Here is a 24233-nt window from a genome sequence, read left to right as displayed (position 1 = left end):
TCGTCGATCATGCTCATATTAGAGCATACCTTCGTCGGCGCTATTCGCCGGCCTGACGATCGAGCAGCCTTCGCGCCCGGCCAATCCGCTCCTCCAGGCCAGCACGGAAGTTAGGGTCGCGCCGTCTGAGCTCAATATGCTCGGAAATCGCAGCGCGAATGACATCGGAAATGGGCCGCTGCTCGACGCTGGCAACCGTCTCCAGCGCCTCCGCTTGCTCCGGCGAAAGGCGGATTGTCATGGCTTTGCTGTCCTTCATGCGTCTCTTTAGACACCAAAATTATTAGGTTGTCAATAGCCTCGGTATCGTGGTATCTCGGTATCAAGCATGGGAGATACCCGATGAGCGAAGCCGAGCAGCATCCTGATGCCAACCCCCTCAAGCCCAAAGATCCCGCATTTTCGATCAAGATCGACCGTGAGGTCTACAAGGTTCACGTAGATCAGATGACCGGCCTCGAACTGCGACAGCTGAGCAATCCGCCGATTGGGGCGGCCCGCGACTTGTTCGAGGTAGTCCCCGGCGGCTCCGACATTAAGATCCTCAACGAGCAGGTGGTCCAGATGCGCAATGGATTGCGGTTTTTCACTGCTCCGGCTCAGATCAATCCCGGTGCCAAGAAGGGATAACGGACCCGTGCTTCCCCAGATCGATCAGGATTGTCTCGCGGAGCGGGCGCCAGGCCACACCGTATCGAGCGACGCGGGCATGATTTGCGTCGTCATCCCGGAATTTCCGTTGGGCCCAGGCTTTGATCTCTCAACCGCCGACCTCATGCTGCGGTTGGCACCGGGTTATCCGGACATCGCGCCCGATATGTGGTGGTTCCATCCGCCGGTGCGTCGCACCGACGGTACCCAGATTCCGGCAACACAGGCTATGGAGCATCATCTCGGCCGCGAGTGGCAGCGCTGGTCACGCCATTTGCAGCCTGGCCAGTGGCGCTCAGGGATCGACTCTCTCGAAAGCTATCTTGCCATCGTGCGGAGGGAGCTTGCCCTGGCAGCTCCAAAGGCCGCATGAGTGTTACGATCGTTCTCACCGATGCGGTCGCTGCTGCACTGATTGAGGCGGCGAGCAATCCGCTGGAGGTCGCCGGCGTCCTCCTGGCGGCAGTCCATCAAAACTCGGATGGCGATATTCGGCTTCTGGTCCGCCATCATAGCATGGTTGATCCGGCTGCTTACCGTGAACGCGACCGGAACCATATGGCGATCACCCCCGAAGGCTATGTGCCCGCGCTTGCCGAAGCCGAGGCGCTCGGCGCCATGGCGATCTGGTTCCACACACATCCCGGCCTGAGCGGCACGCCGCTGCCGAGCCTCGCGGACGAATCGGTCGATGAAGCGATAGCCGAACTCTTCCGCATACGCTCGGGTTCACCCTATTATGGTACACTCATCGTATCACCCCGCGAAACGGAGTTCGCTTTCTCCGGCACACTGCAGCCGGAGGAAGGTTACGGCCCCATCCGCTCGATCGACCGGCTTTGGATCGTGGGCGATCGCTGGCGCCTGATGAGCGCGATCAACGCCGAAGACCGACCACCCTCTCCGATCTTTGACCGGAATGTTCGCGCATTCGGCGGCGACATTCAGCGCGCGCTTGGCGATCTCAGGATCGCCGTGGTCGGCTGCGGTGGTACCGGATCGGCCGTTGCCGAACAGCTCGTCCGCCTCGGAGTTCGCGATCTGCTGCTCATCGACGCAGATCACCTCTCAGCCAGTAATGTCACCCGCGTCTACGGCTCGACCCCGGCGGATGTTGGCCGCCCCAAAGCTGGAATTCTGCGCGATCATCTTAACGCGATCGCACCCGATCTTTGCTGCGAGGCAATCGATGCGATGATTACACTCGAACCGACGGCGAGGCGGCTTGGCGATCGCGACCTCGTGTTCGGCTGCACCGACGACAATGCCGGGCGCCTGGTTCTCTCCCGGCTCGCAACCTATATGCTGACCCCCGTCATCGATATCGGCGTCCTGCTCAGCAGCAATGCGGCAGGCTTGCTGATGGGAATCGACGGGCGCATCACTATTCTCTCGCCGGGATCGGCGTGCCTGGTCTGCCGTGATCGCATCGATCTCGCTCGAGCGGGTGCCGAAGTCCTGACCCCCACCGAGCGGAAGCGCCTAGCCGATGAAGGCTATGCGCCTGCACTGGGTGGGACCGAGCCGGCGGTGGTCGCGTTCACAACGGCCGTTGCCGCGGCGGCCGTCAGCGAGCTGCTCGAGCGATTGATCGGCTATGGACCGGATCCCCGCCCTTCGGAAATCCTTCTCCGCATCCATGAGCGCGAAATCTCAATCAATCGTGCGGCACCCCGTCCTGGCCATTATTGCGATCCAGCAAGCAAGAAGCTCGGCTTCTCTGAGGCAACCCCCTTTCTCGAACAGGTCTGGCCCAAAATATGAAGCTTCCGTGGTGGGAATGGCTGCCCTTCAGGCGCTGGCGAATTGTCGGAACGGTCGAATTCGCGGACGAAATCCCCCAACGCCTGCCCAAGCGCGCTATGGTGCTGGTCGCTTCGGGCGGTCCGCCCAAATGGGTAGGTTTCAAATGCCCCTGCGGTAAAGGCCACGATGTCCTGTTGAATCTCGACCAGGGACGCCGCCCCACATGGACCTTGACGCTCTCACCGAAAGGAAAAATCACGATCGCGCCGAGCATCGACTATCTGGACGGCGGACGCCGGTGCCATTTCTTTTTGCGGAAGAGCAAGATTCTTTGGGCTAAGGACAGCATACGATGACCGAAGGCGAAATTACCGGTGGCGGGGACACGCCCACAGGCGGTCCCAAACGCTCGTTTAGCAAAACACCCATGTTCACGGCCCGGAATTCCGCGCGCTATGAACGGCAAGAACTCGTCAAGCAAATTGACGAAGCCGAGGGCACGCATCTCATATGTTATATCGGCGGCCCAAATACCGAGATCGATCGCAACGACCTCATCGGCTTCGTCGATCTGCTCCACAACATCCCAGAGGGCGAGCCAATCGACCTCTTCCTGCACACCTTCGGCGGCGACGTGGATGCTTGCGAAAAGCTAATTAGGCTGATTCATGCCAATGTCGTCGATAGTTCTTTCAGGGTCATCATCCCCGATGTCGCCAAAAGCGCTGGAACGCTCATGGCGCTCGGCGCAAACCAGATCCTGATGAGCGACACCTCCGAACTCGGGATGATCGACCCTCAATTTCCGATGCGTGACAACCAGGGCAATGAATTTTGGCATTCCGTTATTGCTTACTTGGACGCGCATGACGAATACGCCGCCGCGATTAGGAACGATCGGAACGACCCGGTCGCGCTGCTGCGCCTCGACAATTTCGATGCCAAGGTGGTGCGCAAGTTCCAGGGAATTCGCGATCGCGTGCGCACGTTCGCCGAGGACTTGCTGAAGCTGCGGGGTCTTCCGGCCTCCACTATCTCGAACGAACTCATGAGCCCGAGCCGCTGGAAAACTCATGGTCAGCCGATCAGCCATGAGGATGCCGCACAGCTAGGACTTCCCATCGTCTATATTCCAACGAACAATCCACGCTGGACGCGCTACTGGAAGCTCTATTGCCTGCAGCGGCTTGCTATCGGTCAGAACGGGAAGATCTTCGAATCCTCCTACGTTTCGCAAGTGATTGAGGAATGATGGGCGGCCCGTCGGCACTGCGTAGCTTGATCAGAAGAAGTTGATATTCTCGGCGATGGTCAATCGTGTACCCTGGTGCAGCGCAGTCATCAGGTTGGCCGGGTTGACAAGACGGCCACGGGGGCAGCCCGACGATGGATCATCGCTCAACGGTACGATGGTATCCGGCGTCATGTAAGAGTTGCGCAGCAATGCCCACTCGTCCTGTTCGAGCAGGACGGCGCCGACGAGGCGAATGGCGGCAGCTTCGTTGGGGAAGATGCCGACGACCTCGGTGCGTCGCTTGATTTCTTCGATTAGCCCTTCGATCGGGTTCGTGCGGTGCAGCTCAGCGCGACGCGCGGGCGGGAAGTCCATGTGGGCGAGCGCATCCGCTTGGGCATCGTCCATCAGTCGGCGAGTCTAGGCAGCTTGGGGCGCAACTGATCGGCAACCCTGCGCCACTGCCCTTTCGCGGCCTCGGCGTCGTTTTGCGCGAAGGCGACGGCGACGAAAGCCGAGACGAAGCGCCGTCCGCTTTTCCTGCATAGGCGGCGACCGCCGCCTTCAACCCTTCATAGGCGTCGGAGACGATGAATTTTACGCCGCGCAGCCCTCGGCGACGGAGCTTGAGCAAAAACTCGGTACAAAGGATCTCGGCTTCCGAGGGGCCGATGTCCGGGCCCAGCACTTCCCGGCGGCCGTCGGCGTTGACGCCCACGACGAAAATCGCCGCCAGCGAGACGATGCTGCCGGTTTGCCGGGCTTTCACATAGGTCGCGTCGACCCACAGGTAGGGCCAGTCGCCTTCGATCGGCCGCTCGAGGAAGGCCTACACGTTCGTCGATCGCTTCGCATAGGCGGCTGACCTGTCTCTTAGAGACGGCGCTCGTGCCCGCGGCTTTGACGCCTGGACGAGGCGTTTCGGGCTTATTTTTCCCTATGCGGTGACGGTCAACACGCCGACCTCCAGCTCCATCAGGCGTCCGGCGAAGCCTTCATTTCACGCTCATGACAAACCGTGCCGCTTTTTTTTCGCGCGCCGTCTGGGATACCCTAGTATGGTGCGACAATCTGCGTGAGAAGACTCTCATGCTGATTGTCGCGCGGCACCCTAGCGCGTGCAACTCGGCGCTGCTAACAATTGGTGGCGTAAGTGAAGGGGGCAGCGAGCGGTTGGAGTTCCCACTCCCGCGCGAAATCAACACCCATCGTTGCCGGCGTCGCGATCCACACCTCGAACTCCGGGCGGCGCTCGAAGAACGAAAGCGCTGCCGATAGGCCCGGCGCATCGTAGTCGGCAAAAATCGTAACGCGCCTCACGATTGGTGGAAGCGCGACTATCGCATAGCGATCGGCGCCAAGCGTCGCCCAAACGGGGAAGTTCTCGTGAAGCAAAGACGCAGCTGAGGCCGTCTCGAAGCCTTCCGCGAGCCCGATATGCTCAGCGGCGGGCGCGAGGCGCAGAAGTCCGTCGCCGAGCGGTCCGATCGCGCGCCGTGGGTGCGGCACATGGGCCTTTCGACGCCCGGAAGCATCGAGAAAGGTCAATTGAACGGCGACGATCGCCCGTGACGGCGCCTGCACAGCCGCGATGAGGCATGGGAAACGCCGTGTTTCGTCATAACGATAGGAGGGAAGGAAACGAATGGTGGGCGGCGGTATTGGCGGCAAGCGGCGTGAGCGAAGATAGGTCTCGGCGGGCGTGCCGGCGACAGGAAGCGCCGCCTTCCAAAGTTTCTGCGCAAGGGTGGAAGTGGTCTTCGATTTCGTCGCAAATCTCTGAGGCAATCGGTTTTCGAAGCGGGGCTGGGGGCCCAGGTTCGGCGCAAGCGCGTTCAAAGCGGCGATGATTTCACGGGGTTTGCAGCCGGCGAAGCAATGGAAAACAAGCGCGCGTTTTCCGTCGGAGACGCTGAGCGATGGACGCAGATCACCGCGCCCCTTGCCGTGCCCTTTCACGGGACAGGAGCAGAGGTAGCCGCCTCCCTCCGGCTTTCCGCCAAGCATTTTGGCTATTGTCGCGGCGTCGTGTTTGATCAGGGAATATATCCGCAACCAGGAAAAAGAAGACGCTCCTTTGGGGCCGCCGCCCGCCCTTCCGTAATCACGCCCCGTGGATCACCTCGCGTTCCGTCCACGGAGTGCGCAAGAAACAAGTGTCATCAAGTGCTCTAGCAGGCTGTTGAAAAACCCCTCGCACTGACGACGCTGTTGTGATTCCCTTCGCTTCAGGCAAGGGGGGCTTGGAATGCGCGGCGGGGACGAGCGGTCTGGGGCGCTATTCAGCTATGTGGACATGGAGGCGCGCGTTCCGCAAGCGCATCCCTTGCGAGTCATCCGCGACCTAGCGAACCAGGCACTCGCCGCTCTTGCCGGGGAATTTTCGGCGCTCTACGCCTCGACAGGCCGGCCCTCCATCCCGCCGGAGAAGCTGCTGCGCGCGATGCTGCTGCAAGCCTTCTACTCGATCCGCTCGGAGCGCCAGCTCATGGAGCGGCTCGATTTCGACTTATTGTTTCGCTGGTTCGTGGGGCTCGGGATCGACGATTCCGTCTGGGATCATTCGACCTTCTCCAAGAATCGCGACCGGCTGCTCGATGGCGACATCGCGGCGAAGTTTCTTGCCGCCGTGCTGGCGCAGCCGCGTGTGAAGCGGCTTTTGAGCAACGATCATTTCTCTGTCGATGGCACGCTGATCGAGGCTTGGGCGTCCATGAAGAGCTTCACGCCGAAGAGCGCGGGCGAAGGCGAGGCGAACCAAACGGACGATCCACCTTCGGGCGACGGCGGATCGCGCAACCGCGAAGCGGATTTCCATGGCGAGAAGCGTTCGAACGACACACATGCTTCAACGAGCGATCCGGACGCACGGCTTTATCGCAAGGGCGCTGGCAAGGAGGCGAAGCTGTGTTTCATCGGTCATGCGCTGATGGAGAACCGTAACGCTCTTTTCGTCGATGCCTGCCTGACGAAAGCCGACGGCCACGCCGAACGCGTCGCTGCGCTGCATATGATCGAGCCGCGGGCCGACCGGCCGAGGCGGATCACACTCGCGGCCGACAAGGGCTACGACGCCGAGGACTTCGTCAACGAGTTGCGCTCGATGCGGGTTACGCCGCATGTGGCGCAGAATGTGAGCGGCCGGTCATCTGCGATCGATGGGCGCACGACGCGGCATGGCGGCTACGGGCTCAGCCAGCGCATCCGCAAGCAGATTGAGGAGGGCTTCGGCTGGATCAAGACAGTCGCCGGGCAGGAGAAAACCAAGTTTCGAGGCTGCGACAGGGTGGGCTTCGCTTTCACCTTCGCGGCAGCCGCCTATAATCTGGTCAGGCTACCGAAGCTGCTCGCCGCAGCGTGAGATGAGAGACCGAAGCGCGCAAAGCGCGCGCGCTTCCGAGCCCTATCAACCGCGCCCACCTCCCCCCGAAAATCCGCTCCAGAGCGGAAGGCGGCGAGTAGCCCCTTTTTTCAACAGCCTGCTAGGGGAGTGTGGCGGCGGGTCAGCGTGAAATTTACCGCCTTCCTGCCTATCTCGAAAAACCTGAATGGGAGCGCATCGTCTCGCAAGCTCGCAGGTTGACGCGCTGTTTCCGCATTGAGCGGCGCATTGCCGTGGCCTCAGCGCATTTGACGCAGGTCAGCCACCCATCGCAATTTTTAAGACAGCGAGGGCGCCCCCAATGCCAGTCGCAAAAACGAATCCCGTATTCGCCATCAGCAGCAGCGCCTTAGCTCTTTGTTCATGGACATAGTCTTCAATAATGGCCTTCATGCCGAGGCGCATGTGGACGCAAAAGTTTAATATCGTAAGAAGAAGCACAATCGCGACCATTGGATGATGGAAACGCGTCACTACTTTGGCATGGTCGACGCGGAGGCTCGAAACGAAGATGATGATCGCGGCGAGCGTCAGCGGAAGGCCGAGGATCGATGTGACGCGCTGACGCCAGAAATCGCGGGTTCCGCCTTTTTCCGAAGTTAACCCGTCGGCGGGAGCGAGCGGCTTCCTTAGGCCTGTCATGTCAGAACTCCTTCAGAATCTCGCAACCCAAAGAAAGACGGTTCCCAAGAGCGATCCCACGATGGTGGCTTGCGCGAGATACTCGCGCCATGGGTAATCATGGGCGAAGCCAAGATCCCAGATGAGGTGACGCACGCCGCCGAGCGCATGATGCAATAGCGACCAGGTGAAAAAGAAGAGGAAGGCTTGGCCGACGATCGAGTTCATGAAATCCTGCGCCCGCGCGTAATGCGCGGGACCGACGGAAATCGCCATTAGCCACCAAACGAACAGTATCGTGCCGAAATAGAGCGTCACGCCAGTCATTCGATGGGCGATGGACATCGTCATGGTCAACGTAGGGCGATAAACCTGCAGGTGCGGCGATCTTGGACGCGCTTCGAGTCGTTCAACCATGATGGGTCGCCTCATCCTGATTTGCCGGTCAATTCATGGGATTCCAGCCTTCGGCTTCGGTTGTTAAGGGCCGTCTTGGGCTCTCTTAATGCTGGCGTTCGACGAGCATGTTCTTGATCATGGCGATTGCCTTGGCGGGTTGCAGGCCCTTTGGACAGGTCTTGGTGCAATTCATGATCGTGTGGCAACGGTAGAGGCGGAAGGGATCTTCGAGCCTGTCGAGCCGACTCTCGTCCGCCTCATCCCGGCTGTCGATGAGCCACCGATAAGCGTGAAGCAGCACCGCCGGTCCTAGATAGCGATCGGCGTTCCACCAGTAGCTTGGACATCCTCCGCTACAGCAAAAGCAGAGTATGCATTCGTAGTACCCCTCGAGCTTGGCTCGATCATGGGGAGTCTGCAAGCGTTCCTGTTCCGGCTCGGGAGTCCTCACCTTGAGCCATGGCTCGATCAGTCGGTGCTGAGCGAAAAGGTGGTCCAAGTCGACGACGAGATCTTTGATCACCGGTATGCGATTAAGCGGGAAGATACGGATTTCGCCCCGGATGTCGTCAATCGCTTGCGTGCAGGCCAACCAATTCCGACCATCGATGCTCATCGCACACGAACCGCAAATTCCTTCGCGGCAAGAACGGCGAAACGTCAGCGTCGGATCAATCTCATTCTTGATCTTTATCAGAGCGTCGAGGACCATCGGTCCGCAGTCATCACGGTCGACGTAATATGTGTCCAGGCGAGGTCCTGCCCCGGAATCTGGATCGTAACGATAAATTTGGAAAGCGCTTACGCGGCCGGCGGATTTCGCAGAAGGCCAAACCTTGCCCTGTGCAATCTTTGATCCGGCTGGAAGGCCAAAATTGAGAGGCAAATAGGATTTCATTGCGCGCGTCTGTCGAGCCCGGTTACGCAACGAGGTAATTTAGCGTCGGCTGAAGATTTGTCTATATTCCGCCAACAATGACCGGCGGAGGCGACGATTCGTGGCGTCGGGATGCACAAGGATGCCGGGCGACGGCGGACGCCGCGGGGAACGATATTTCCTCGTCAATTTCTCAATTCGGGAGTCGACCCCTTGGTTGGCGGCGCCGCATTGCCCAAGCGAATATTCATCTGCAATAACTCAGTTGCCCTTTCGGCAGAATGCGCCTTTGCCCTCGCCGAGGCGGAATCCGGGCCCATCGAAGTTCTGATTTATACAGCCGGGCTGGCTGGTTGGGTTGATGCGGAGTGGCGACGACAGCCGAGCTTCGAAGAAACTTGCGGCGCCGGCACGCTCGGGCGCGCTTCCTTACCGCGCGCCACGCGATCCGTCGATTGACCACCCGCGATTTTACAGCGTGGTGCGGGGGCAGTATCTCTTGCGCCTCCTAATGCGACCTAGCGATCTTTGACCCAGTCGCTTGCCCGCCAACTTTCTCCCGACGGCGCCCACGTTTCGCTTTCCATAATTATCGGCGCATCGTGGAGGGACCCGGGGATGCGGGAGATATTCCTCGGCCGTCCTGATGGCTTCTTCGTCAAACCCACTGACGCCGCCAGAAATCGCGCCCAACCTCGTGCGTCAGGATCCGTCGAATCGGAGCTTTGAGGTGGAAGACCCCATCCTGTCTGCGAGAAATGGTCATAGCCCGGGCGCGCGGCCGGCGTTCGAGCTCGCTGCAAACAGAGTCTTGGGTGCGTCTCTGTCGCCAAAGGGAGCATTATGGGTGCGGCTCAATTTCCTCGGTCATCGCCGCTAGGGACACGGTCGAGTGCGCGTAAGCGCCGCCCGCCCGCATCTCGGCGGCAACCCAGATGGCCTCCATCAGTTCCTGCTGGGTCGCGCCACGTCGCAAGGCTGCTTTGGTGTGTCCTCTGATGCAATAGGGGCACTGAGTTATGTGGGCTGCAGCAACGGCAATGAGCTGCTTCATCTTAGCGGACAAGGCGCCGTCCGCAAAAACTTTATGGCTGAACTCCTCGAACGCCGCCTCGATCTCGGGAGCAAGCGGTCGTGTCCCGGGAAGTGGTGTAGCTCGGGCGGAGCAAGCGGCTCGCGACGCGCGCTTTTCATAGCGCCCTAGCGAGCGAGCGGCTTGCGGTGGTCATCGACGGTTCGCCGGTAGGATCGGGTTGCGACACGCCAACGCAACCGAGGAACTGCCGATGACCGATGAGATGATGAACCTGCGCGCGCTCGTGGAGAAGGCTCCCGACGCTGATATTTTGCGCGAGATGATCGGCTTCGCCGCCGAGCGGCTGATGGAACTGGAGGTCGGCGCGTTGACCGGCGCGGCCTACGGCGAAAAGAGCCCGGAACGCCTCGCCCAGCGCAACGGCTACCGTGATCGGACCTGGGAGACGCGTGCCGGCGCCGTGGAGCTGCGCATCCCCAAATTACGAAAGGGCAGCTATTTTCCGGGCTTCCTGGAGCCACGGCGGATGGCGGAGAAGGCGCTGACGGCCGTCATTCAGGAAGCCTACATCCAGGGCGTCTCGACGCGCGCGGTGGACGATCTCGTCAAGGCCATGGGCATGAGCGGCGTCTCGAAGAGCCAGGTCAGCCGCCTGTGCGAAGAGATCGACGAGCGGGTGAAGGCCTTCCTCGAGCGGCCGATCGAAGGCGACTGGCCCTACCTCTGGATCGACGCGACCTATGTGAAGGCGCGGCAAAACGGCCGCATCGTCTCGCTGGCGGCGATTGTCGCCGTGGGGGTCAACGCCGACGGCCGCCGGGAAGTGCTGGGCATGGACATCGGACCGTCGGAAGCCGAAACCTTCTGGACCGAGTTTTTGCGCAAGCTCCGTCGCCGAGGGCTGCGCGGCGTCAAACTCGTCGTCTCTGACGCCCATGAAGGGTTGAAGGCGGCGGTCGCCAAGGTTCTGCAATCGACCTGGCAGCGTTGCCGCGTCCACTTCATGCGCAACGCGCTCGCCCATGCCGGAAAGAGCGGCAGGCGGGTCGTTTCCGCCTTCATCGCCACCGCCTTCGCGCAAGACGACGCCGAAGCGGCGAAGGGACAATGGCGTAAGGTCGCCGATCAGTTGCGCCCCAAACTGCCGAAGCTCGCGATGCTGATGGACGACGCGGAACCCGACGTGCTCGCTTACATGGGCTTCCCGGCCCCGCATCGCGCCAAGCTGCACAGCACGAATCCGATTGAACGGCTGAACGGCGAGATCAAGCGCAGGACAGAGGTGGTCGGCATCTTCCCCAACGAAGACGCCGTCGTCCGGCTCGTCGGCGCCATCCTGCTGGAGCAGAATGACGAGTGGGCCGTGCAGCGAAGCCGCTACATGACGCTTGTATGGGGCTCTCTCCGTCAAGCCTGTTTTTTTGATCCTGTTCTTCCTAGCGACAAGAGCGTAAACGACGATAAGCGAGTTCGAGGGGAGCTATGGGCGGCGCACGGAACCGTGCCGCGACCTTGTATTCGGTGGGCTCGTTCGAGCCCGAACCATGATGCGCCATTCGCATCTGCGCCCGGCTCCGGGGCGGCGGTCCCTATCTGGAAAACGGCGTGAAAGCCACGTCATGTAACGGGTTGCCGCTGCCTCGGACTCGTCAGGCCCCTTGGGGCCATTCCGAAAATGCTCTTTGTTACGCGGGCCGCATCTTGAGCCCCTCCGGCGGCTCGGCGCCCATCGCCAAGCGCCAGAGCGCGATCAGCAGCTTGCGCGCAAACCCCACGATCAGCGACATGCGCCGCCGACCGCCTGCATCCGCGGAGCGCGCCCGAAACCAGAGGACAAGATCGCACTCTTTCTGGAAAACCAAAAAACGCCAGGCGAGCTGGACCATGCCGCGCCGAACGCGCGCGTTGCCGGCCCGCGAGAGGCCTCTCTCGCGTCGCCTTGATCCGCTCTCGTCGGGCGAGCCGGTCAATCCCGCGTAACGGGCGACGGCTCGTCTATCTCGTAAGTCGCGTAGAAAATCTCGTGAGTGAGCATGTCTGCGGTCTCGACGCCAACGCCGACGACGCGAGTGAGCAGACGCACCATGCCGTTCGCTCTCTCTTCACACGGCTTCGCCTCATCGAGGCGAGCCACTCGCTGCTGTTCGATCTCCTTGATCTGCTCCTCGATGAAGCGTAGCCGGGCTATGTCGCGCCGCAGCTCGGCCATGGCGAGCGGCGGAATGGCGCCGCCTTCCGGGGTGCGCAGGCCGCCGAGCTGGTCAGCGGCTTTGCGCAGCGCGGGATTAAAACCGCGGACACCGAGACGAGCGAGCGACGCTTTCATACGGTTGATTATACGCGTGCGCTCGCCGACGAGATTTTCGCGTTCGCGTGTCGGCCGCTTAGCGTCTTCTTCCTCAATCGAAGGCGTCGCCGTCATGCTGCAATGGCCAGGCTCCCCCCGCAGCCAGCCGAGCAATACCCGCAGGAGAAGAGCGGCGTCGAGACGATCTGTCTTGGCGCGGCGGCGATCCCTGGACACAGCCACGCTGCTGGAGTGGATGACGTGCGCCTCAACGCCGCGAGCTACCAGCCAGCGCGCCAGCCAAAAACCATCCCGCCCAGCCTCATAGGCGACGACGAGACGTTCGATCCCTCGACCTGCTGAGCGACATTCGTCGCACCAACGCCTTACGAGCGTGAGAAGATGATCGGGATCGGGGTCCAGCTTTTTCAGAGGTTGGCGCTCCAGGCCAGGAAGCAGCCCAGTGACGAGCCATGTCGACTGGCTCATCTCGACGACCACGACGAGGGTGCGATCCTGATCGAAGGCTGCCGCTGCGCGGCCAGGGATAAAGCGATGCAGCATGAGGGCGTCTCCACGCTATTGAAGAGCGCCAGCCTGCCACGCTCGGCGCATACCCCATAGCATCTGGAAACGATCGCCCCGTTGAGCGATGATCCCATCGTTGGGCTGCCCGCCGTGGCCCCCTGACCAGCCCGGCCCTCGCCGGCGACCGTGATGACCGCGCTCATCTACACCACGTCATGGGACACGATCGAGCAAGCTGCTGACGCTTTCGGGCAATTTCCGGCGATGAGGAAGGATAAACAGGAGATGACATCGCAATTTCCTCTCGATCTGACATAGGATGCCTCGCACAGGCATCCAGTTAGGCGCATTTCTCAGGATGAAAACCTCTCTGCGTTTGCGTCCTGTGGATCGCTTCCAATCGCAAGCGTAAGCTCGACGAATTCTCGGTGTCCGTTTGCCGATCGCCTGGGTCGACTCTTTTCACGGTCGAGGTCATAGCCGCTGAGCAGGCGCTCGCTCGCGCCACCCTGTAGGCGGGTTTCCCTCCCGAGGGCGCCTCGTCAGCCGTAACTGACGCGTGCTCCAGGCGGTCGCGACGTTGGCGTTGCTGTTCATTCGCAATGCGTGCGAGCATCTTGGCGTGCTTGGGAAGGCCTCGCTTGTGAATGTCGGCAATAGAGGCGCCGCAGCGACGCTCCTGGCGCTTGTTGGTTTCGTCGGGAGCGCATCATTTCGACGCCCACTGCATCGTAGGTTTGTCGCCGACGGCCGATGTTGTGCGGCGCTTTCGACTCGTTCACATTGTTGTGTTTTGGGCTATCGCCCCAGCTGCGCGTTGGGGCGGAAGGCACTCCGCTAATCGGAGTGCCGTCTGGGCCTATATCTTGTGCAAAGCTGGTCACGCGCTATTGTTTCGAGAGCAAGTTCGCGCAGGCCAGCCACTACGGCCGCCGTCTTTCGAGAGGCGAAATCAGGCGAAAAACAATCGTCTTCGCCACGACTAAACTTGTTCCCCGCAATCGCCCATCGAACGTAAGGGAGAGAAGTCGATATGCCACCAGCCGCAAAGCGCACCGATCGGCCGAGCGAGGATCTCGTCAGCAATTTCCTGAAATGGGTTCTGCTCGCCGTCGCCATCGGGACTTTTGGTCTTATGGGTTGGGCGACCTCGGCCACATACCAGGCGTCGCCGCCGCAGCCCGACCGATTTATCGCCGCCGATGGAACAGTGTTGATGACAGCGGCGGACGTCGCCGCCGGTAAGGCCGGATTCCAAAAGGCCGATCTGATGGACTACGGCAGCCTTTACGGCATGGGATCCTATTACGGCGAGGATTACACCGCTTCGATCCTTGTTAGCCTCGCCGAGTCGACCCGTTACGACATGGCCATGGCCAGCCTTGGCAGGGAGTTCGGGGAACTCGGGGAGGATCAGCGGGCCGCCGTAACGGCCGCCATGCAGCGCGCGCTACAGGGGATCGATCTGACGAAGTCAGAAGTGGTGCTGCCCGACTCTGTGGCGAACGCCTTCCTCGCGGTACGGGACGAGGTCGTAAATTCGCTGAAAACGGCAAATCCCTCCGCCGGATGGACCCCCGCCTACAGCCTTGACCCGGAAGGCGCGCGACAAACGGCGGATTTTTTGGTCTTCTCGGCCTTCACCACGGTGGCGCGCAGGCCGGGCGCCAGCTGGTCCTGGACCGAGAATTGGCCGTTTGAGCCCTTGGTCGGCAATACGCCGACCCTCAACACCTTCCGGTGGACTTGGATCAGTTTCTGCTTCACCTTCTTCGCCTTCGGCGTCGTGCTGTTCATTTACGAGTTCTTTCTCAACAAGCGCGATGTCGGCCGAATGGATCCGATCCTGGCGGAATTTCGACCTCTTACGCGAAGCCAAAGGCGAATCGGCAAATACTTTGTCGTGGTGGCGCTGCTGCTTCTCGTTCAGATTGCGGCAGGAACGATCATGGCGCATTCCTATTACGATCGGACCAGCTTCTATGGGATCGCAATCAATGATATTTTCCCGTTCAATTTCCTCCGCGACGTTCATATTCAAGCCCCCATCCTATGGATCGGGCTTTCGTGGATTGGCGCCGCGCTCTTTCTCGCTCCGGCCATGGCGGGCGGCCATGAAGCGAAAGGACAACATTTCTTTGTCGACATGCTGTTCTGGACGACGCTGCTGATCATCGCCGGCGCGCTTGTCGGAAATTATTACGGGATTATGGGCTCGATCGACCGCTACTGGTTTTGGTTCGGCAATCAGGGACTTTCATATATCGAACTCGGACGCTTCTGGCAGATCGGCTTCTTTGCAGGCTTGCTATTGTGGAGCCTGCTCGTCATGCGCGCGCTTTGGCCGAGTGGACCCCTTTGGTGGCGCGCCGCAGGAGAATTTTGGTCGGGCCGCATAAGGCTCGAGCATCTGATCTGGGCTTCGACGATCAACGTGGCTGTTCTTTACGCCTTCGGCATGATACCGCTCACCGGCATCGAAAAGTCCTTCACGCTCACCGATTTCTGGCGCTGGTGGGTCGTCCATCTCTGGGTGGAGCAGTCTTTCGAGTTTTTCGCCTCCTGCATGAGCGCCTATCTTCTCATGGCCGTGGGTCTGGTGTCGCGTACGTTGGCGGAACGGGCGGTGTATTTTGAGTTGATCCTGATTTTTCTCGGCGGCGTTATCGGCACCGGGCATCATCTTTATTGGGTGGGCGGTCCCAGCATGTGGGTGCCGATGGGCAGCATGTTCTCCTTCATTGAGGTGTTGCCTCTGGTGCTCCTGGTCATCGAAGCAATGAACCAGTATCTTCTCATCAAGGCGCATCGCGAATTCAAGTATACGCTTGCGTACACATACGTCATTGGCGCGGCTTTCTGGAATTTCGTCGGAGCCGGCGTGTTCGGAGGCGGCACCCTCAACGCGCCGCTCGTCAACTACTATGAACATGGAACGTTCCTGACGCTCAACCACGCGCACACGGCGTTGTTCGGCGCCTTCGGTCTGCTCGCGATCGGCCTCATCTATTTCTGTCTGCGCTACGCCGTCGCGGACAGGAGCCCGTTTAACGAAAAGATCGGTTTGATCGCTTTCTGGCTCTATAATGCCGGCTTGGTGTTGTGGATCGCCTTGAATTTTTTTCCGATCGGGTGGTCTCAATTAGACGCGGTGTTCGAACACGGCTTCGCCTATGCCCGGAGCAACGCGTTCTATTCCAAGACACTGCTGTGGCAATGGCTACGGCTGCCGGGGGATGTTCTGTTTGCACTGGGAGCGCTTCTCATGGCGTGGGACTTCATCGTGAAGCTGCGCCCGCTTTTCTGGCAGGCAGCCGAGCGCACGGAGCCAACGCCTCGCCCCGAACCGGCCGAATGACCGCTGCCTGTCAGTTCAGCGCTACAAAGTTTTGGATTTGGGAAGGGAGGTTTTCTGGCTTCTCGTGGCCGCTTAACGAGCGCAGATGAGTATCTGTTTTGGTCAAGCCACGGGTAATGGCCATTTGTGGTTATCTCATAACAAAGCATTTGTCATTACATTGTGAGCTGATGCCATGAGAACTGTGAGGGCAAGCTTCTCAGGTTTTCCAGAACGAATGAATTGATCATATTTCGTCCTGAGATCTGGATTGTGTCGCACGACCACCTTCTTCGAGATTGTAACAGCTTTGAAGCGCAGCGCATGATCATTGCGGTACAGGAGCCAGCGTTTCCTTTGGCGATAACTGATCTGCGTCGACCTGAGTCCTAGTTGCTTCGCTCGGGATGCCAAATTCGAGCTGCTTCTCCAAAGACGGAGACGAGGACGACGCCCCGTAGCTATCGCACCGACAGAGTCTCAATCAGGCTTCAATCCCCCAAGTGTTATCAACATTGTCGTCGCTGCTGCAGGGGGATGAAGGGCGTTTAGAAGGTACTGAGCCATAATTGTCACACCGACCGCCATAGCCGTCGCGGCAACGCATCCAAGTGACATTTCAGCTGCGCTAATGGTTGGCGGGAGGGATTGCGCTTCAAAAAGAAAAAACGCCAAATAACCCGCGCAAACGCCAATTGCGTGGCCCACAAAGGTGTTCCATAACTTTGCGCCGGGTTCGTTTGGCGTGACCGTTTGCAGAAAAATCGTTGGTCCTAGGCTCGGAAACAGCCACGGCTGGCTTGCCCAAATCCCTAAACCGCCAATCGCGACCAATACGATCGACGAGACCAGCGCAGCATAAACACGTTGTAATCCGGTACGACGCGACAAAGTCTAATCCTCGCAGGTAAGAGTGCGACACGCCTTGGGACTGGTTCCGCGGCGCTGCTATCGATGCTCGATTGCCGTCGCCGCCTGGCTAAGCTTCAGCGCGCTAAAGGCGCAACATCAGTACATAATCGTTATAGAAGGGGGAAAACAAGCAGGCGGCCTCGGAGCTCAAACTTCATTAGCGCCCGAGCAACGGAATGGAACTTGCACTTAGTCTAATTGAGCGGTTCATCGCGGTGTCTCCTGCTGTTGATCCAGGTCGTGATTGACCCGCGTGAGCGGATCAAGCCCGCCGAGGCCAAGCAGAATCGCAAGCCATAGTAGCGCCGCGACAGCGAAGAGGCGCGCAAGCTCCCGTCCCCGGTCCAGCTCCATGAAAAAGAGGGCGATGAGACCGCTCATCAGCGCCGCAGGGGCCAGTATCAAGGGACGGAGCGCGCGATCGAACTGCTGAAAGCTTATCCATATCTCGAATGCAAGCAGCAGGAGCAGCGCGCCATAGGCGAGGGTGAGCTGTCGAAGCCGAGCGCCCATGGTCACCGCCCGATGAGATAGATGAGCGGGAAAAGAATGACCCAGACCATGTCGACGAAGCCCCAGTACAACCCCACGATCGTCGCAGGCGTATGCGCCGAAGCGGAAAAATGTTGGGCCCGGGCGAGGATCCAGGCAACGAGGCCGAGACCGACGAGAAGATGCAGACCGTGTATTGCCGTGCTGATGAAATAGAAGATGAAAAAGAGCTGCGCGCCGCCTTTAAGAGGTCCATCAATTGAGAAGGCTGCGCCCGGAAATAGCGATTTCCGAAAATCCTCGCGCCATTCGACGCCGAATTTGAGAAGGATGAAGCTCGCGCCCAGGAGCCAGGCAAATGCGAGGCAAACCCTCATGGCGCGCACTCGGCCCTTCCCGATAAAAGCGAGGCCGACGCTATAGGCGTAGCTGCTCGAAAGCAGGATCACCGTGTTGACGACGCCTATGGTCAACGAGGTTTGCCGCGCGCCGGCGTCGAATCCCGCGGCGTTCCAATGGCGCGCATAAATCCAGGCAAGGAACAAAGGTCCGAAGAAAAGCGCTTCGCTGGCGAGAAACAGCCACATGCCAGCGAAGGCGGTCTCCATCTGGTGTTTTGCGCTCGAAAACTGAAAGGCGTGGACGGCGTCACTCATTTCGCACGGCCTCCGTGCAGGGATATTGGTATGGCGGCCCGGTGACGACTGGCGTCGTCGAGAAATTCTCCGTCGGCGGCGGCGACGGCGTCGTCCACTCAAGACCTGTCGCTCTCCAGGGATTGGCGGCGGCGCGCCTTCCGTAAAATAGCGACCAGCCAAGATAGGCGAGCGGCAGAAGATAGCCGACAGCGAGGATCGTTGCGCCGGCGGAGGACAACACATTGAGCACCTGAAATTCCGCCGCGTAGGAATGGTAGCGCCGCGGCATGCCGAGATAGCCCAGCAAAAATTGCGGGGCAAAGGTGAGGTTGAAGCCGATGAAGATGATCAGCGCGGCTACCCGACCCCAGATTTCCGGATAGAGCCGCCCGGTGATCTTCGGCCACCAGAAATGCAATCCGGCGAAAAAGGCCGACACCATGCCTCCGACCATCACATAATGAAAATGCGCGACGACGAAATACGTTTGCGTGAGATGGACGTCGGCCGCGAGCGCCGCAACGAAAAGACCCGTCAGTCCGCCGATCGTAAAAAGGCCGATGAATCCGATCGCGTAGAGCATCGGGGCGTCGAAGCGGATCCAGCCCTTATGCATCGTGCCGATCCAGTTGAAGACCTTAATCGCCGACGGAACGGCGACCATATAGCTCAGAATCGAGAAAACGAGCGCCGAATAGAGCGACGTCCCGGCGACGAACATATGGTGGCCCCAGACCAGGAAACTGATGACCGCGATCGCAATGCTCGCCCAGACCACGAATTTGTAGCCGAATAGTTGTTTGCTCGAGAACGCCGGAATAATCTCGCTGATGACGCCGAATCCCGGCAGGATCATCACATAGACCGCCGGGTGGGAATAGAACCAGAAGAGGTGCTGAAACAGCAGCGGATCGCCGCCGATCGCGGGATCGAAGACCCCGATGCGGAAGATCCGCTCGAACGCCAGCAGGAGAAGCGTCATGGCCAAAACGGGTGTCGCAAGCACGAGAATGACGCTTGTCGCGTAGAGCGACCAGAGGAACACAGGCATGCGGTAAAAGGTCATGCCGGGCGCGCGAAGCTTGTGAATAGAAATGATAAAGTTGAGGCCGGTGGCGATCGACGAAAAGCCAGCGATGAAAATGGCGACAACCGTCGCCACGACATGGCCGTTAGAGTAGAACGAGCTCAGCGGCGTATAGAAGGTCCATCCGGTGTCAACGCCGCCGGCGACAAGCGCGTAAAGCGCCACGAGCCCGGCGAGGACGAAGAGATACCAGCTCAGCAGGTTAAGTCGCGGAAAGGCGAGATCGCGCGCGCCGAGCATCAGAGGAACGAGAAAATTTCCCAAAGTGACGGGGACGGCCGGAACGAGAAAGAACCAGACCATCACCACGCCGTGCAGAGAGAATAGCTTGTTGTAGGTTTCGGGCGAATCGAGCACGCCCTCCGGCAAGATCAGATTGTATCGAATGAGCGCGGCGGCGAAGCCGCCGATAAAAAAGAAGAAGGTGATCGTTGCGAGATAAAGGAGGCTGATGCGCTTGTGATCCGTCGTGAAGAGCCAGCTCTTCAACGTTGTTCCGTCGGTCAGATAGGATTCCTGGGGTGCAGCGATTCCGACGGTCACGGCGGCGCCTTTCATTTCAGCGATTTGATATAGGCAATCAGTTTCAGGAGATGCTCTTCGTCGATCTGCCCCGCGAACGACGGCATGATCTCCGGATAGCCGGCGACGCGCCGCTTTTGGGGGGTCATGATGCAGTCTCTGAGATATGCCTCGTCGGCTTTCACGATGCCGTCGGTGAGTTTCACTTGGGCGCCGTAGAGTCCGGCGAGCGCCGGCCCGATCCCGCCGGCGCCCTGGTCGCCATGGCAGCCGGCGCAGCCATGACGTCGGAAAACATCGGCGCCGGCTTCGACAAACGTCTCGCCCTTAGCGCCGCCTCCGAGCCAGCGTTCGTATTCCTCGGGCTCCATAGCCACGACTTGGCCGATCATGCTGGCGTGACCCTCGCCGCATAACTGGGTACAAAAGAGATGGTAAACGCCCGCCATTTCGACCGTGAACCACAAGGTTTCGTAGCGTCCGGGCAGAACGTCGTGCTTGATGCGAAAGGCGGGAACGGAAAAATCATGGATAACGTCTTCCGACGTCATGACGAGCTGAACCGGCTGTCGGATCGGAATATGCAGCGTATTGATCTCGCGTTGCCCGCCAGGATGCTCGACTTTCCACATCCATTGCTTGCCGACGACGTAGATCTGCAGCGCGTTGGCCGGCGGCTGAAAGAGGCGCACGTAGAGGTCGGCGCCCCAGATGAAAAGGCCGAAGAAGGCGGCCAAGGTTGCGACGGTCCAGGAAATTTCCAGGCGCCAGGTTTTCTGCGGGGGCTTGCCGCGATCGATCGGGCTGCCAGCGCGATATTTCACCATGTAACGGGCCATAAGCCCGAAGACGAGGGCGAGAACGGCCAACGACGCCAGCGTGAGCGCCAAGATTAGCGCGTCGACTTCCCTTGCGTCTACTGTCGCTTGAGGAAGAGTGAAATTCACGCGCCCGATCCCTCCCGACGAAAGGTGTAAAGCAGCGTCAAGCCGATAATGACGCTCATCGCAATGGAGAGTAGACGAAGCACCTTGACGATCGCGACCGAGTATCGACCTGTCGAGGCGTCGAAGTCGAAACATAGAAGTAGAATCGGCGAAGCAGGCGGCGAAATTTCGCCCGACGCCGCGCGCGACACCGCGAGTCGCGTGTCGGCCGGACTGAAGCCCACGCCGAGGAGATAATTCGATACGACGCCCGAGGGCGAGACGAACACCGCACCGACAGGATGCGCGATCGTCCGCCTCTCGCCCGCCGGCCGGCTGGCGAACCCGACAGCGTCGGCGACGCTTTGGATCGCATCGCGTTCGCCTGTCAGATAATGCGCGTGAGCCGCAAGCTGCGGCGCCGCAGCGTTCTCAAGATCGTGCGCCTTAGCTTGCGATGCGGTTGCGCTCGTGTCGGCGGGGTCGACGCTGATGGCGACGAAGACATAGTCCCGACCCGGAGCCATGCCAGACTTGGCGAGCGCCTGAATCAGGCCCGCGCGCAAAACGTCACATAGTTTGGGACATTGATAATAGCCGAGCACCAAAGCGAGCGGCGCGCCATTGAGGAGATCCGACAAACGAAGGAGACGTCCGGCTTCATCTCGGAACTCCCGCGGTCGCGGAAGCCGGGAGCCCGGTCTTTGCTCAAAGACGGCCCCTGCAATGTCGGGCGCCGGTTGGGCAGCGGCGGCCTGCGCCAGGACGCTGAACGCCACGATGATGGCGATGCGCTTCATGCAATTTCTCCTGTGGCTTATTCGCCGCTACCCCGCCAGTCGGCGCTTTGCCCCCCGCAGCTTGCGCAAGCGGAGCCTGTTCTGGCGCAGGCGGCCAGCCGCGAATCCCTTCTTTCGCGACGAGGCGCATCGCCTGCGCGATCGGGATATGCGCGCGGTCGGCGCTTTGATCGATCCAGCCTGTGCTGTTCAGTTGCGCCATCTCCTCGCTGTAGAAGCGCGCCATATCCGCCGCGGGATCGGGTTGCAGCGCCGGCGCCGGATAGGGCGAAAGGGGCAGATGCAGCGTGCGGTCGAGGAGCGAAGCTGGGAATAGCCATAGCACAAGCGCGGCCAAGAACGCCACGGCGAGCATCACCGTCGTCGCGCCGGCCCAAACGAAATTGGCCGAAACGTCGCCGGCTTCATGCTGTGCGGGCTCAAGGCCGGGTTTGGACATGCTTCGGCCCTCCCGTCGCAGTCATGGCATACGTGGCCGCGGCGGCGGCTATCGCCAAGACGCCAAGCATGACGCCGCCTTCGACCCAATCCAAACTAGCGCTGAAGGGTGGCGCGACCAACCACAGGCTCCGAAGTGCGGCGCCGAAGATCAGCAATCCGCAAAGCAGCATCATAGCGCTGCGTGAACGCTGAGCTCGTGGCGAAAGAAGAACAAGGAAGGGCAGAGCAAAATGGATGCCCGCGATCGCGAGAGCGAGCCCGCCCCAGAAGCCGCGCCAACGCAAATTATACCACGACGCCTCCCTTGGCAGGTTAGATTGCCATACGATGAGCAATTGCACGAAATCGAGATAGGCCCAAAGGATCGTCAGCGCGAGAAGCAGTCGGCCAAGCTGACGGAGAGTCTCGCGATCGGGCGACGCCGCAGTGGCGGCAAGAAAGATGGCGATCGAAAGCGCTGTTAGCGCCATTTCGGCGATTGTCATCATACCGAAAACGCTGGACGCGAATCTCGGATCGAGTGAAAGGATCGCATCGATCGAAGCAAAGGTCAGCGAAAGCGCGAGCAGGATCAGGCCCGGCGGCGCAATTTTTTCCAGCGCCCGCTCGGGCGATTGGTTGCGTAGCGCACGAAAAATGCCGCGCGCCAGCGCGAACCAGATCAGGAGATAGAGGGCGAGGCGCGCCGCGGCGGCGGGGCCGTTCAGATAGAAGGCATTGTCGAGCGCCGCGGTTTGCGGCTTGAGCCAGGGATACAGCTCTTTCGCCGCGAGCAGCAGCGGCACAAGGAAGGGTGCGAGCAAGGGCAATGTTCGGATGCCGGTGATAAGCTGCGAGCGTATGGCGAATCCCCAGCCACCGCCGGTGACGCAGTGGATCAGCAACAGGCCCATAGAGCCGAGCGGCCACGAGATCCAGGCTGTGAGCGCCGCAAGCCACGCATGAGGAAAGGCCCCCGAACCGCCCCATGCCGCCGCCGCAGCGACGCCGATCCCAATCGCCCCGAGAAGCGAGGCGCCCAGCCGTTTCATGGGTTCGCCCCTTTACGCGCCGCAGCAAGGTCGTTGGGTGTCGCGTTTTGGCTACGCTGCAACGCCTTGATGTAGGCGACGATCGCCCAGCGGTCGTTCGGCGGCGCCCGCGACGCGAAGGAGTACATGTCACCTTGGCCATTGGTGATAACGTTATAGAAATAGCGTGGCGGTTGTTCGCGCAACGCCGCGCTGTGATAGCTGGGCGGCGAAGGAAAGCCGCGGTGGGCGACCATGCCGTGACCGTCGCCGAGTTCGGAATGGCAAGGCGTGCAGAAGATGCGGTAGCGCTCCTGCCCGCGCTCAAGCAGCGCCAGCGTCACTGGCGGCGCCGTCAGCGTGGCTGCGCGAAAGCTGACGACGCCCGCGGGCGTCTCGGCGGGACCGACAAAGGGCGAATAGTTCTTCTGCTTCGACTGCACGCTCATGTCGTCGCAGCCGGCAAGCAGAACCATAACCACGAGCGCGCGTTTCACCGGCACATCTCCTCAAGGGACTGCGCGCCAAACTCGTTCAAGAGGCGCTTAAGGTCGCGCATTTGACTCGCGCTATGTGTATCGACAGCGACAATCCAGCCATCGTCCGAAGCTTTGCGGCTAGCGACCGTCTCATCGATTGGCTCAAAATAGGAAAAGAGAGGCGCGGCGAAGCAATAGCCGAAAATCGCCGCCAAAACTGCGGCGAGCATGCCGATCTCAAAGGCGATCGGAACAAACGACGGCCAGGAGAAATTCGGACGTCCCCCGATATTGAGGGGGTAGGAAACCATATTGGCGTAGGCTTCCATGCCAAACCCGCCGATAAAACCGATCGCGCCCGCAATGAGTATGATAGCGGGCAACACCGAAGGCGTACTCCTATCGTCGCGATCATTGGGAGAATAGGTGCGCACCGCGTCGAAGCCGCAGGTTTTCAGGCAATCGAGCGCATGTTCAAGCTCCTCGCTCGTCTTGAACGCCGCGACCACAACGCCTCGAATGTGCTTTCCACCCCCCGCCTCGCGGCTGTCCTGCGACACGGCGGTTGGCTCGTCACGATCGTTTCGCGGCTCGACGAGATCGGCGCATTGCGGCGGATCGCAGCGCTCCCCGAGTTGGGGGTCGAAAGAATAGACCGTGTCGCAATAGGGACAGATGATTTGCGTCGCCGCTCCCATATCCAGGAAAACATCCGGATGATCGTTCGGCGGCGAGGCGCCGAGGCACATGAACTTCTTCACACCCACAGCGATGCGCGAAACACCTAGCTCGTTGCGGAAATGTGGGATTGCTCGGGTTTGCATGTCC

At 60.3% G+C, this 24233-nt stretch carries 24 protein-coding genes and 4 pseudogenes; 9 read left to right on the top strand and 19 right to left on the bottom strand.

Features of this window, described 5'->3' with window-relative positions; all coding sequences use genetic code 11:
- Nucleotides 1-40 precede the first annotated feature (40 nt).
- Nucleotides 41-259: a DUF6290 family protein gene (locus WOC76_RS00230; protein ID WP_341102587.1), complete on the bottom strand. Its 219-nt coding sequence runs from the start codon at nt 257-259 to the stop codon at nt 41-43.
- An 83-nt stretch (nt 260-342) separates the two neighbouring features.
- Here WOC76_RS00230 and WOC76_RS00225 point away from each other — a divergent pair, with 83 nt between their 5' ends.
- Genes WOC76_RS00225 through WOC76_RS00205 form a run of 5 tightly spaced genes read left to right on the top strand, consistent with a single transcriptional unit; the run spans nt 343 to nt 3649 of the window.
- On the top strand, nt 343-630 hold the full coding sequence (locus WOC76_RS00225; protein WP_341102584.1) for a hypothetical protein: 288 nt from the start codon (nt 343-345) through the stop codon (nt 628-630).
- Nucleotides 631-637: 7 nt separating this feature from the next.
- Nucleotides 638-1024, top strand: coding sequence for an E2/UBC family protein (locus WOC76_RS00220; RefSeq protein ID WP_341102581.1), 387 nt, complete (start codon nt 638-640; stop codon nt 1022-1024).
- Nucleotides 1021-2415 (top strand): HesA/MoeB/ThiF family protein, encoded by a 1395-nt coding sequence (locus WOC76_RS00215; RefSeq protein ID WP_341390099.1) that lies wholly within the window; start codon nt 1021-1023, stop codon nt 2413-2415. The genes WOC76_RS00220 and WOC76_RS00215 overlap by 4 nt, the downstream gene beginning before the upstream one ends.
- Complete coding sequence (locus WOC76_RS00210; protein WP_341102576.1) at nt 2412-2753, top strand: DUF6527 family protein; 342 nt, start codon at nt 2412-2414, stop codon at nt 2751-2753. The genes WOC76_RS00215 and WOC76_RS00210 overlap by 4 nt, the downstream gene beginning before the upstream one ends.
- On the top strand, nt 2750-3649 hold the full coding sequence (locus tag WOC76_RS00205) for an SDH family Clp fold serine proteinase (RefSeq protein ID WP_341102574.1): 900 nt from the start codon (nt 2750-2752) through the stop codon (nt 3647-3649). Before WOC76_RS00210 ends, WOC76_RS00205 begins: the two co-directional genes overlap by 4 nt.
- Nucleotides 3650-3769: 120 nt before the next feature.
- Here WOC76_RS00205 and WOC76_RS00200 read toward each other — a convergent pair.
- Nucleotides 3770-4536 (bottom strand): annotated as a pseudogene (locus WOC76_RS00200) (transposase); the annotation flags it as partial.
- Nucleotides 4537-4765: 229 nt separating this feature from the next.
- A complete protein-coding gene (locus tag WOC76_RS00195) occupies nt 4766-5419 on the bottom strand; it encodes a DUF7146 domain-containing protein (protein WP_341102572.1) in 654 nt (217 codons plus the stop codon).
- A 460-nt stretch (nt 5420-5879) separates the two neighbouring features.
- Here WOC76_RS00195 and WOC76_RS00190 point away from each other — a divergent pair, with 460 nt between their 5' ends.
- A complete protein-coding gene (locus WOC76_RS00190; RefSeq protein WP_341102391.1) occupies nt 5880-6992 on the top strand; it encodes an IS5 family transposase in 1113 nt (370 codons plus the stop codon).
- Nucleotides 6993-7271: 279 nt separating this feature from the next.
- Here WOC76_RS00190 and sdhD read toward each other — a convergent pair whose 3' ends face one another.
- The 4 genes from sdhD to WOC76_RS00170 form a co-directional block, all read right to left on the bottom strand.
- Nucleotides 7272-7655 carry a succinate dehydrogenase, hydrophobic membrane anchor protein gene (gene sdhD / locus WOC76_RS00185; RefSeq protein ID WP_341102570.1) on the bottom strand — a complete coding sequence of 128 codons (384 nt, stop codon included), beginning with the start codon at nt 7653-7655 and terminating at the stop codon, nt 7272-7274.
- A gap of 12 nt (nt 7656-7667) precedes the next feature.
- On the bottom strand, nt 7668-8051 hold the full coding sequence (gene sdhC / locus WOC76_RS00180) for a succinate dehydrogenase, cytochrome b556 subunit (RefSeq protein ID WP_341102567.1): 384 nt from the start codon (nt 8049-8051) through the stop codon (nt 7668-7670).
- Nucleotides 8052-8136: 85 nt separating this feature from the next.
- Nucleotides 8137-8931: a succinate dehydrogenase iron-sulfur subunit gene (locus WOC76_RS00175; protein WP_341102561.1), complete on the bottom strand. Its 795-nt coding sequence runs from the start codon at nt 8929-8931 to the stop codon at nt 8137-8139.
- Nucleotides 8932-9751: 820 nt separating this feature from the next.
- Entirely contained in the window at nt 9752-10027 is a 276-nt protein-coding gene (locus tag WOC76_RS00170) for a carboxymuconolactone decarboxylase family protein (RefSeq protein ID WP_341103018.1), read from the bottom strand.
- Between the two features lie 169 nt (nt 10028-10196).
- Here WOC76_RS00170 and WOC76_RS00165 point away from each other — a divergent pair.
- Nucleotides 10197-11336: pseudogene (locus WOC76_RS00165) on the top strand (IS256 family transposase); the annotation flags it as partial.
- A 295-nt stretch (nt 11337-11631) separates the two neighbouring features.
- Here WOC76_RS00165 and WOC76_RS00155 read toward each other — a convergent pair.
- Nucleotides 11632-12797 (bottom strand): annotated as a pseudogene (locus WOC76_RS00155) (IS110 family transposase).
- Between the two features lie 153 nt (nt 12798-12950).
- Here WOC76_RS00155 and WOC76_RS00150 point away from each other — a divergent pair.
- Both WOC76_RS00150 and WOC76_RS00145 read left to right on the top strand, forming a co-directional pair.
- On the top strand, nt 12951-13079 hold the full coding sequence (locus WOC76_RS00150; protein ID WP_341102552.1) for a hypothetical protein: 129 nt from the start codon (nt 12951-12953) through the stop codon (nt 13077-13079).
- A 715-nt stretch (nt 13080-13794) separates the two neighbouring features.
- Nucleotides 13795-16119 carry a nitric-oxide reductase large subunit gene (locus tag WOC76_RS00145; RefSeq protein ID WP_341431214.1) on the top strand — a complete coding sequence of 775 codons (2325 nt, stop codon included), beginning with the start codon at nt 13795-13797 and terminating at the stop codon, nt 16117-16119.
- Nucleotides 16120-16578: 459 nt separating this feature from the next.
- Here the strand turns inward: WOC76_RS00145 and WOC76_RS00140 are convergent, their stop codons facing one another.
- The 11 genes and pseudogenes from WOC76_RS00140 to WOC76_RS00090 all read right to left on the bottom strand — a co-directional run.
- Nucleotides 16579-16989 (bottom strand): HPP family protein, encoded by a 411-nt coding sequence (locus WOC76_RS00140; protein ID WP_341102544.1) that lies wholly within the window; start codon nt 16987-16989, stop codon nt 16579-16581.
- A 228-nt stretch (nt 16990-17217) separates the two neighbouring features.
- Complete coding sequence (locus WOC76_RS00135; protein WP_341102541.1) at nt 17218-17523, bottom strand: cytochrome C oxidase subunit IV family protein; 306 nt, start codon at nt 17521-17523, stop codon at nt 17218-17220.
- Nucleotides 17524-17525: 2 nt separating this feature from the next.
- Complete coding sequence (locus tag WOC76_RS00130) at nt 17526-18158, bottom strand: cytochrome c oxidase subunit 3 (RefSeq protein WP_341102539.1); 633 nt, start codon at nt 18156-18158, stop codon at nt 17526-17528.
- Nucleotides 18151-19785: a cytochrome c oxidase subunit I gene (locus tag WOC76_RS00125; protein ID WP_341102536.1), complete on the bottom strand. Its 1635-nt coding sequence runs from the start codon at nt 19783-19785 to the stop codon at nt 18151-18153. The genes WOC76_RS00130 and WOC76_RS00125 overlap by 8 nt, the downstream gene beginning before the upstream one ends.
- Nucleotides 19782-20696: a cytochrome c oxidase subunit II gene (gene coxB, locus WOC76_RS00120; protein ID WP_341102531.1), complete on the bottom strand. Its 915-nt coding sequence runs from the start codon at nt 20694-20696 to the stop codon at nt 19782-19784. The genes WOC76_RS00125 and coxB overlap by 4 nt, the downstream gene beginning before the upstream one ends.
- A complete protein-coding gene (locus WOC76_RS00115; RefSeq protein ID WP_341102529.1) occupies nt 20693-21475 on the bottom strand; it encodes an SCO family protein in 783 nt (260 codons plus the stop codon). The genes coxB and WOC76_RS00115 overlap by 4 nt, the downstream gene beginning before the upstream one ends.
- Complete coding sequence (locus WOC76_RS00110) at nt 21384-21914, bottom strand: hypothetical protein (RefSeq protein ID WP_341102526.1); 531 nt, start codon at nt 21912-21914, stop codon at nt 21384-21386. The genes WOC76_RS00115 and WOC76_RS00110 overlap by 92 nt, the downstream gene beginning before the upstream one ends.
- Nucleotides 21895-22947 carry a hypothetical protein gene (locus tag WOC76_RS00105; protein WP_341103056.1) on the bottom strand — a complete coding sequence of 351 codons (1053 nt, stop codon included), beginning with the start codon at nt 22945-22947 and terminating at the stop codon, nt 21895-21897. The genes WOC76_RS00110 and WOC76_RS00105 overlap by 20 nt, the downstream gene beginning before the upstream one ends.
- Nucleotides 22944-23423 (bottom strand): c-type cytochrome, encoded by a 480-nt coding sequence (locus tag WOC76_RS00100; protein WP_341389928.1) that lies wholly within the window; start codon nt 23421-23423, stop codon nt 22944-22946. Before WOC76_RS00100 ends, WOC76_RS00105 begins: the two co-directional genes overlap by 4 nt.
- Nucleotides 23420-23965, bottom strand: a complete 546-nt coding sequence (locus tag WOC76_RS00095) for a DUF3341 domain-containing protein (protein WP_341431242.1) — start codon at nt 23963-23965, stop codon at nt 23420-23422. Before WOC76_RS00095 ends, WOC76_RS00100 begins: the two co-directional genes overlap by 4 nt.
- Nucleotides 23966-24067: 102 nt before the next feature.
- Nucleotides 24068-24154, bottom strand: a pseudogene (locus WOC76_RS00090) (zinc-finger domain-containing protein); the annotation flags it as partial.
- Nucleotides 24155-24233: the final 79 nt, after the last annotated feature.

It is taken from the genome of Methylocystis sp. IM3 (assembly GCF_038070105.1).
Taxonomy (GTDB): Bacteria; Pseudomonadota; Alphaproteobacteria; order Rhizobiales; family Beijerinckiaceae; genus Methylocystis.
The sequence above is the reverse complement of the archived record's forward strand: the minus strand, read 5'-3'. Positions and strand labels throughout refer to the sequence as shown.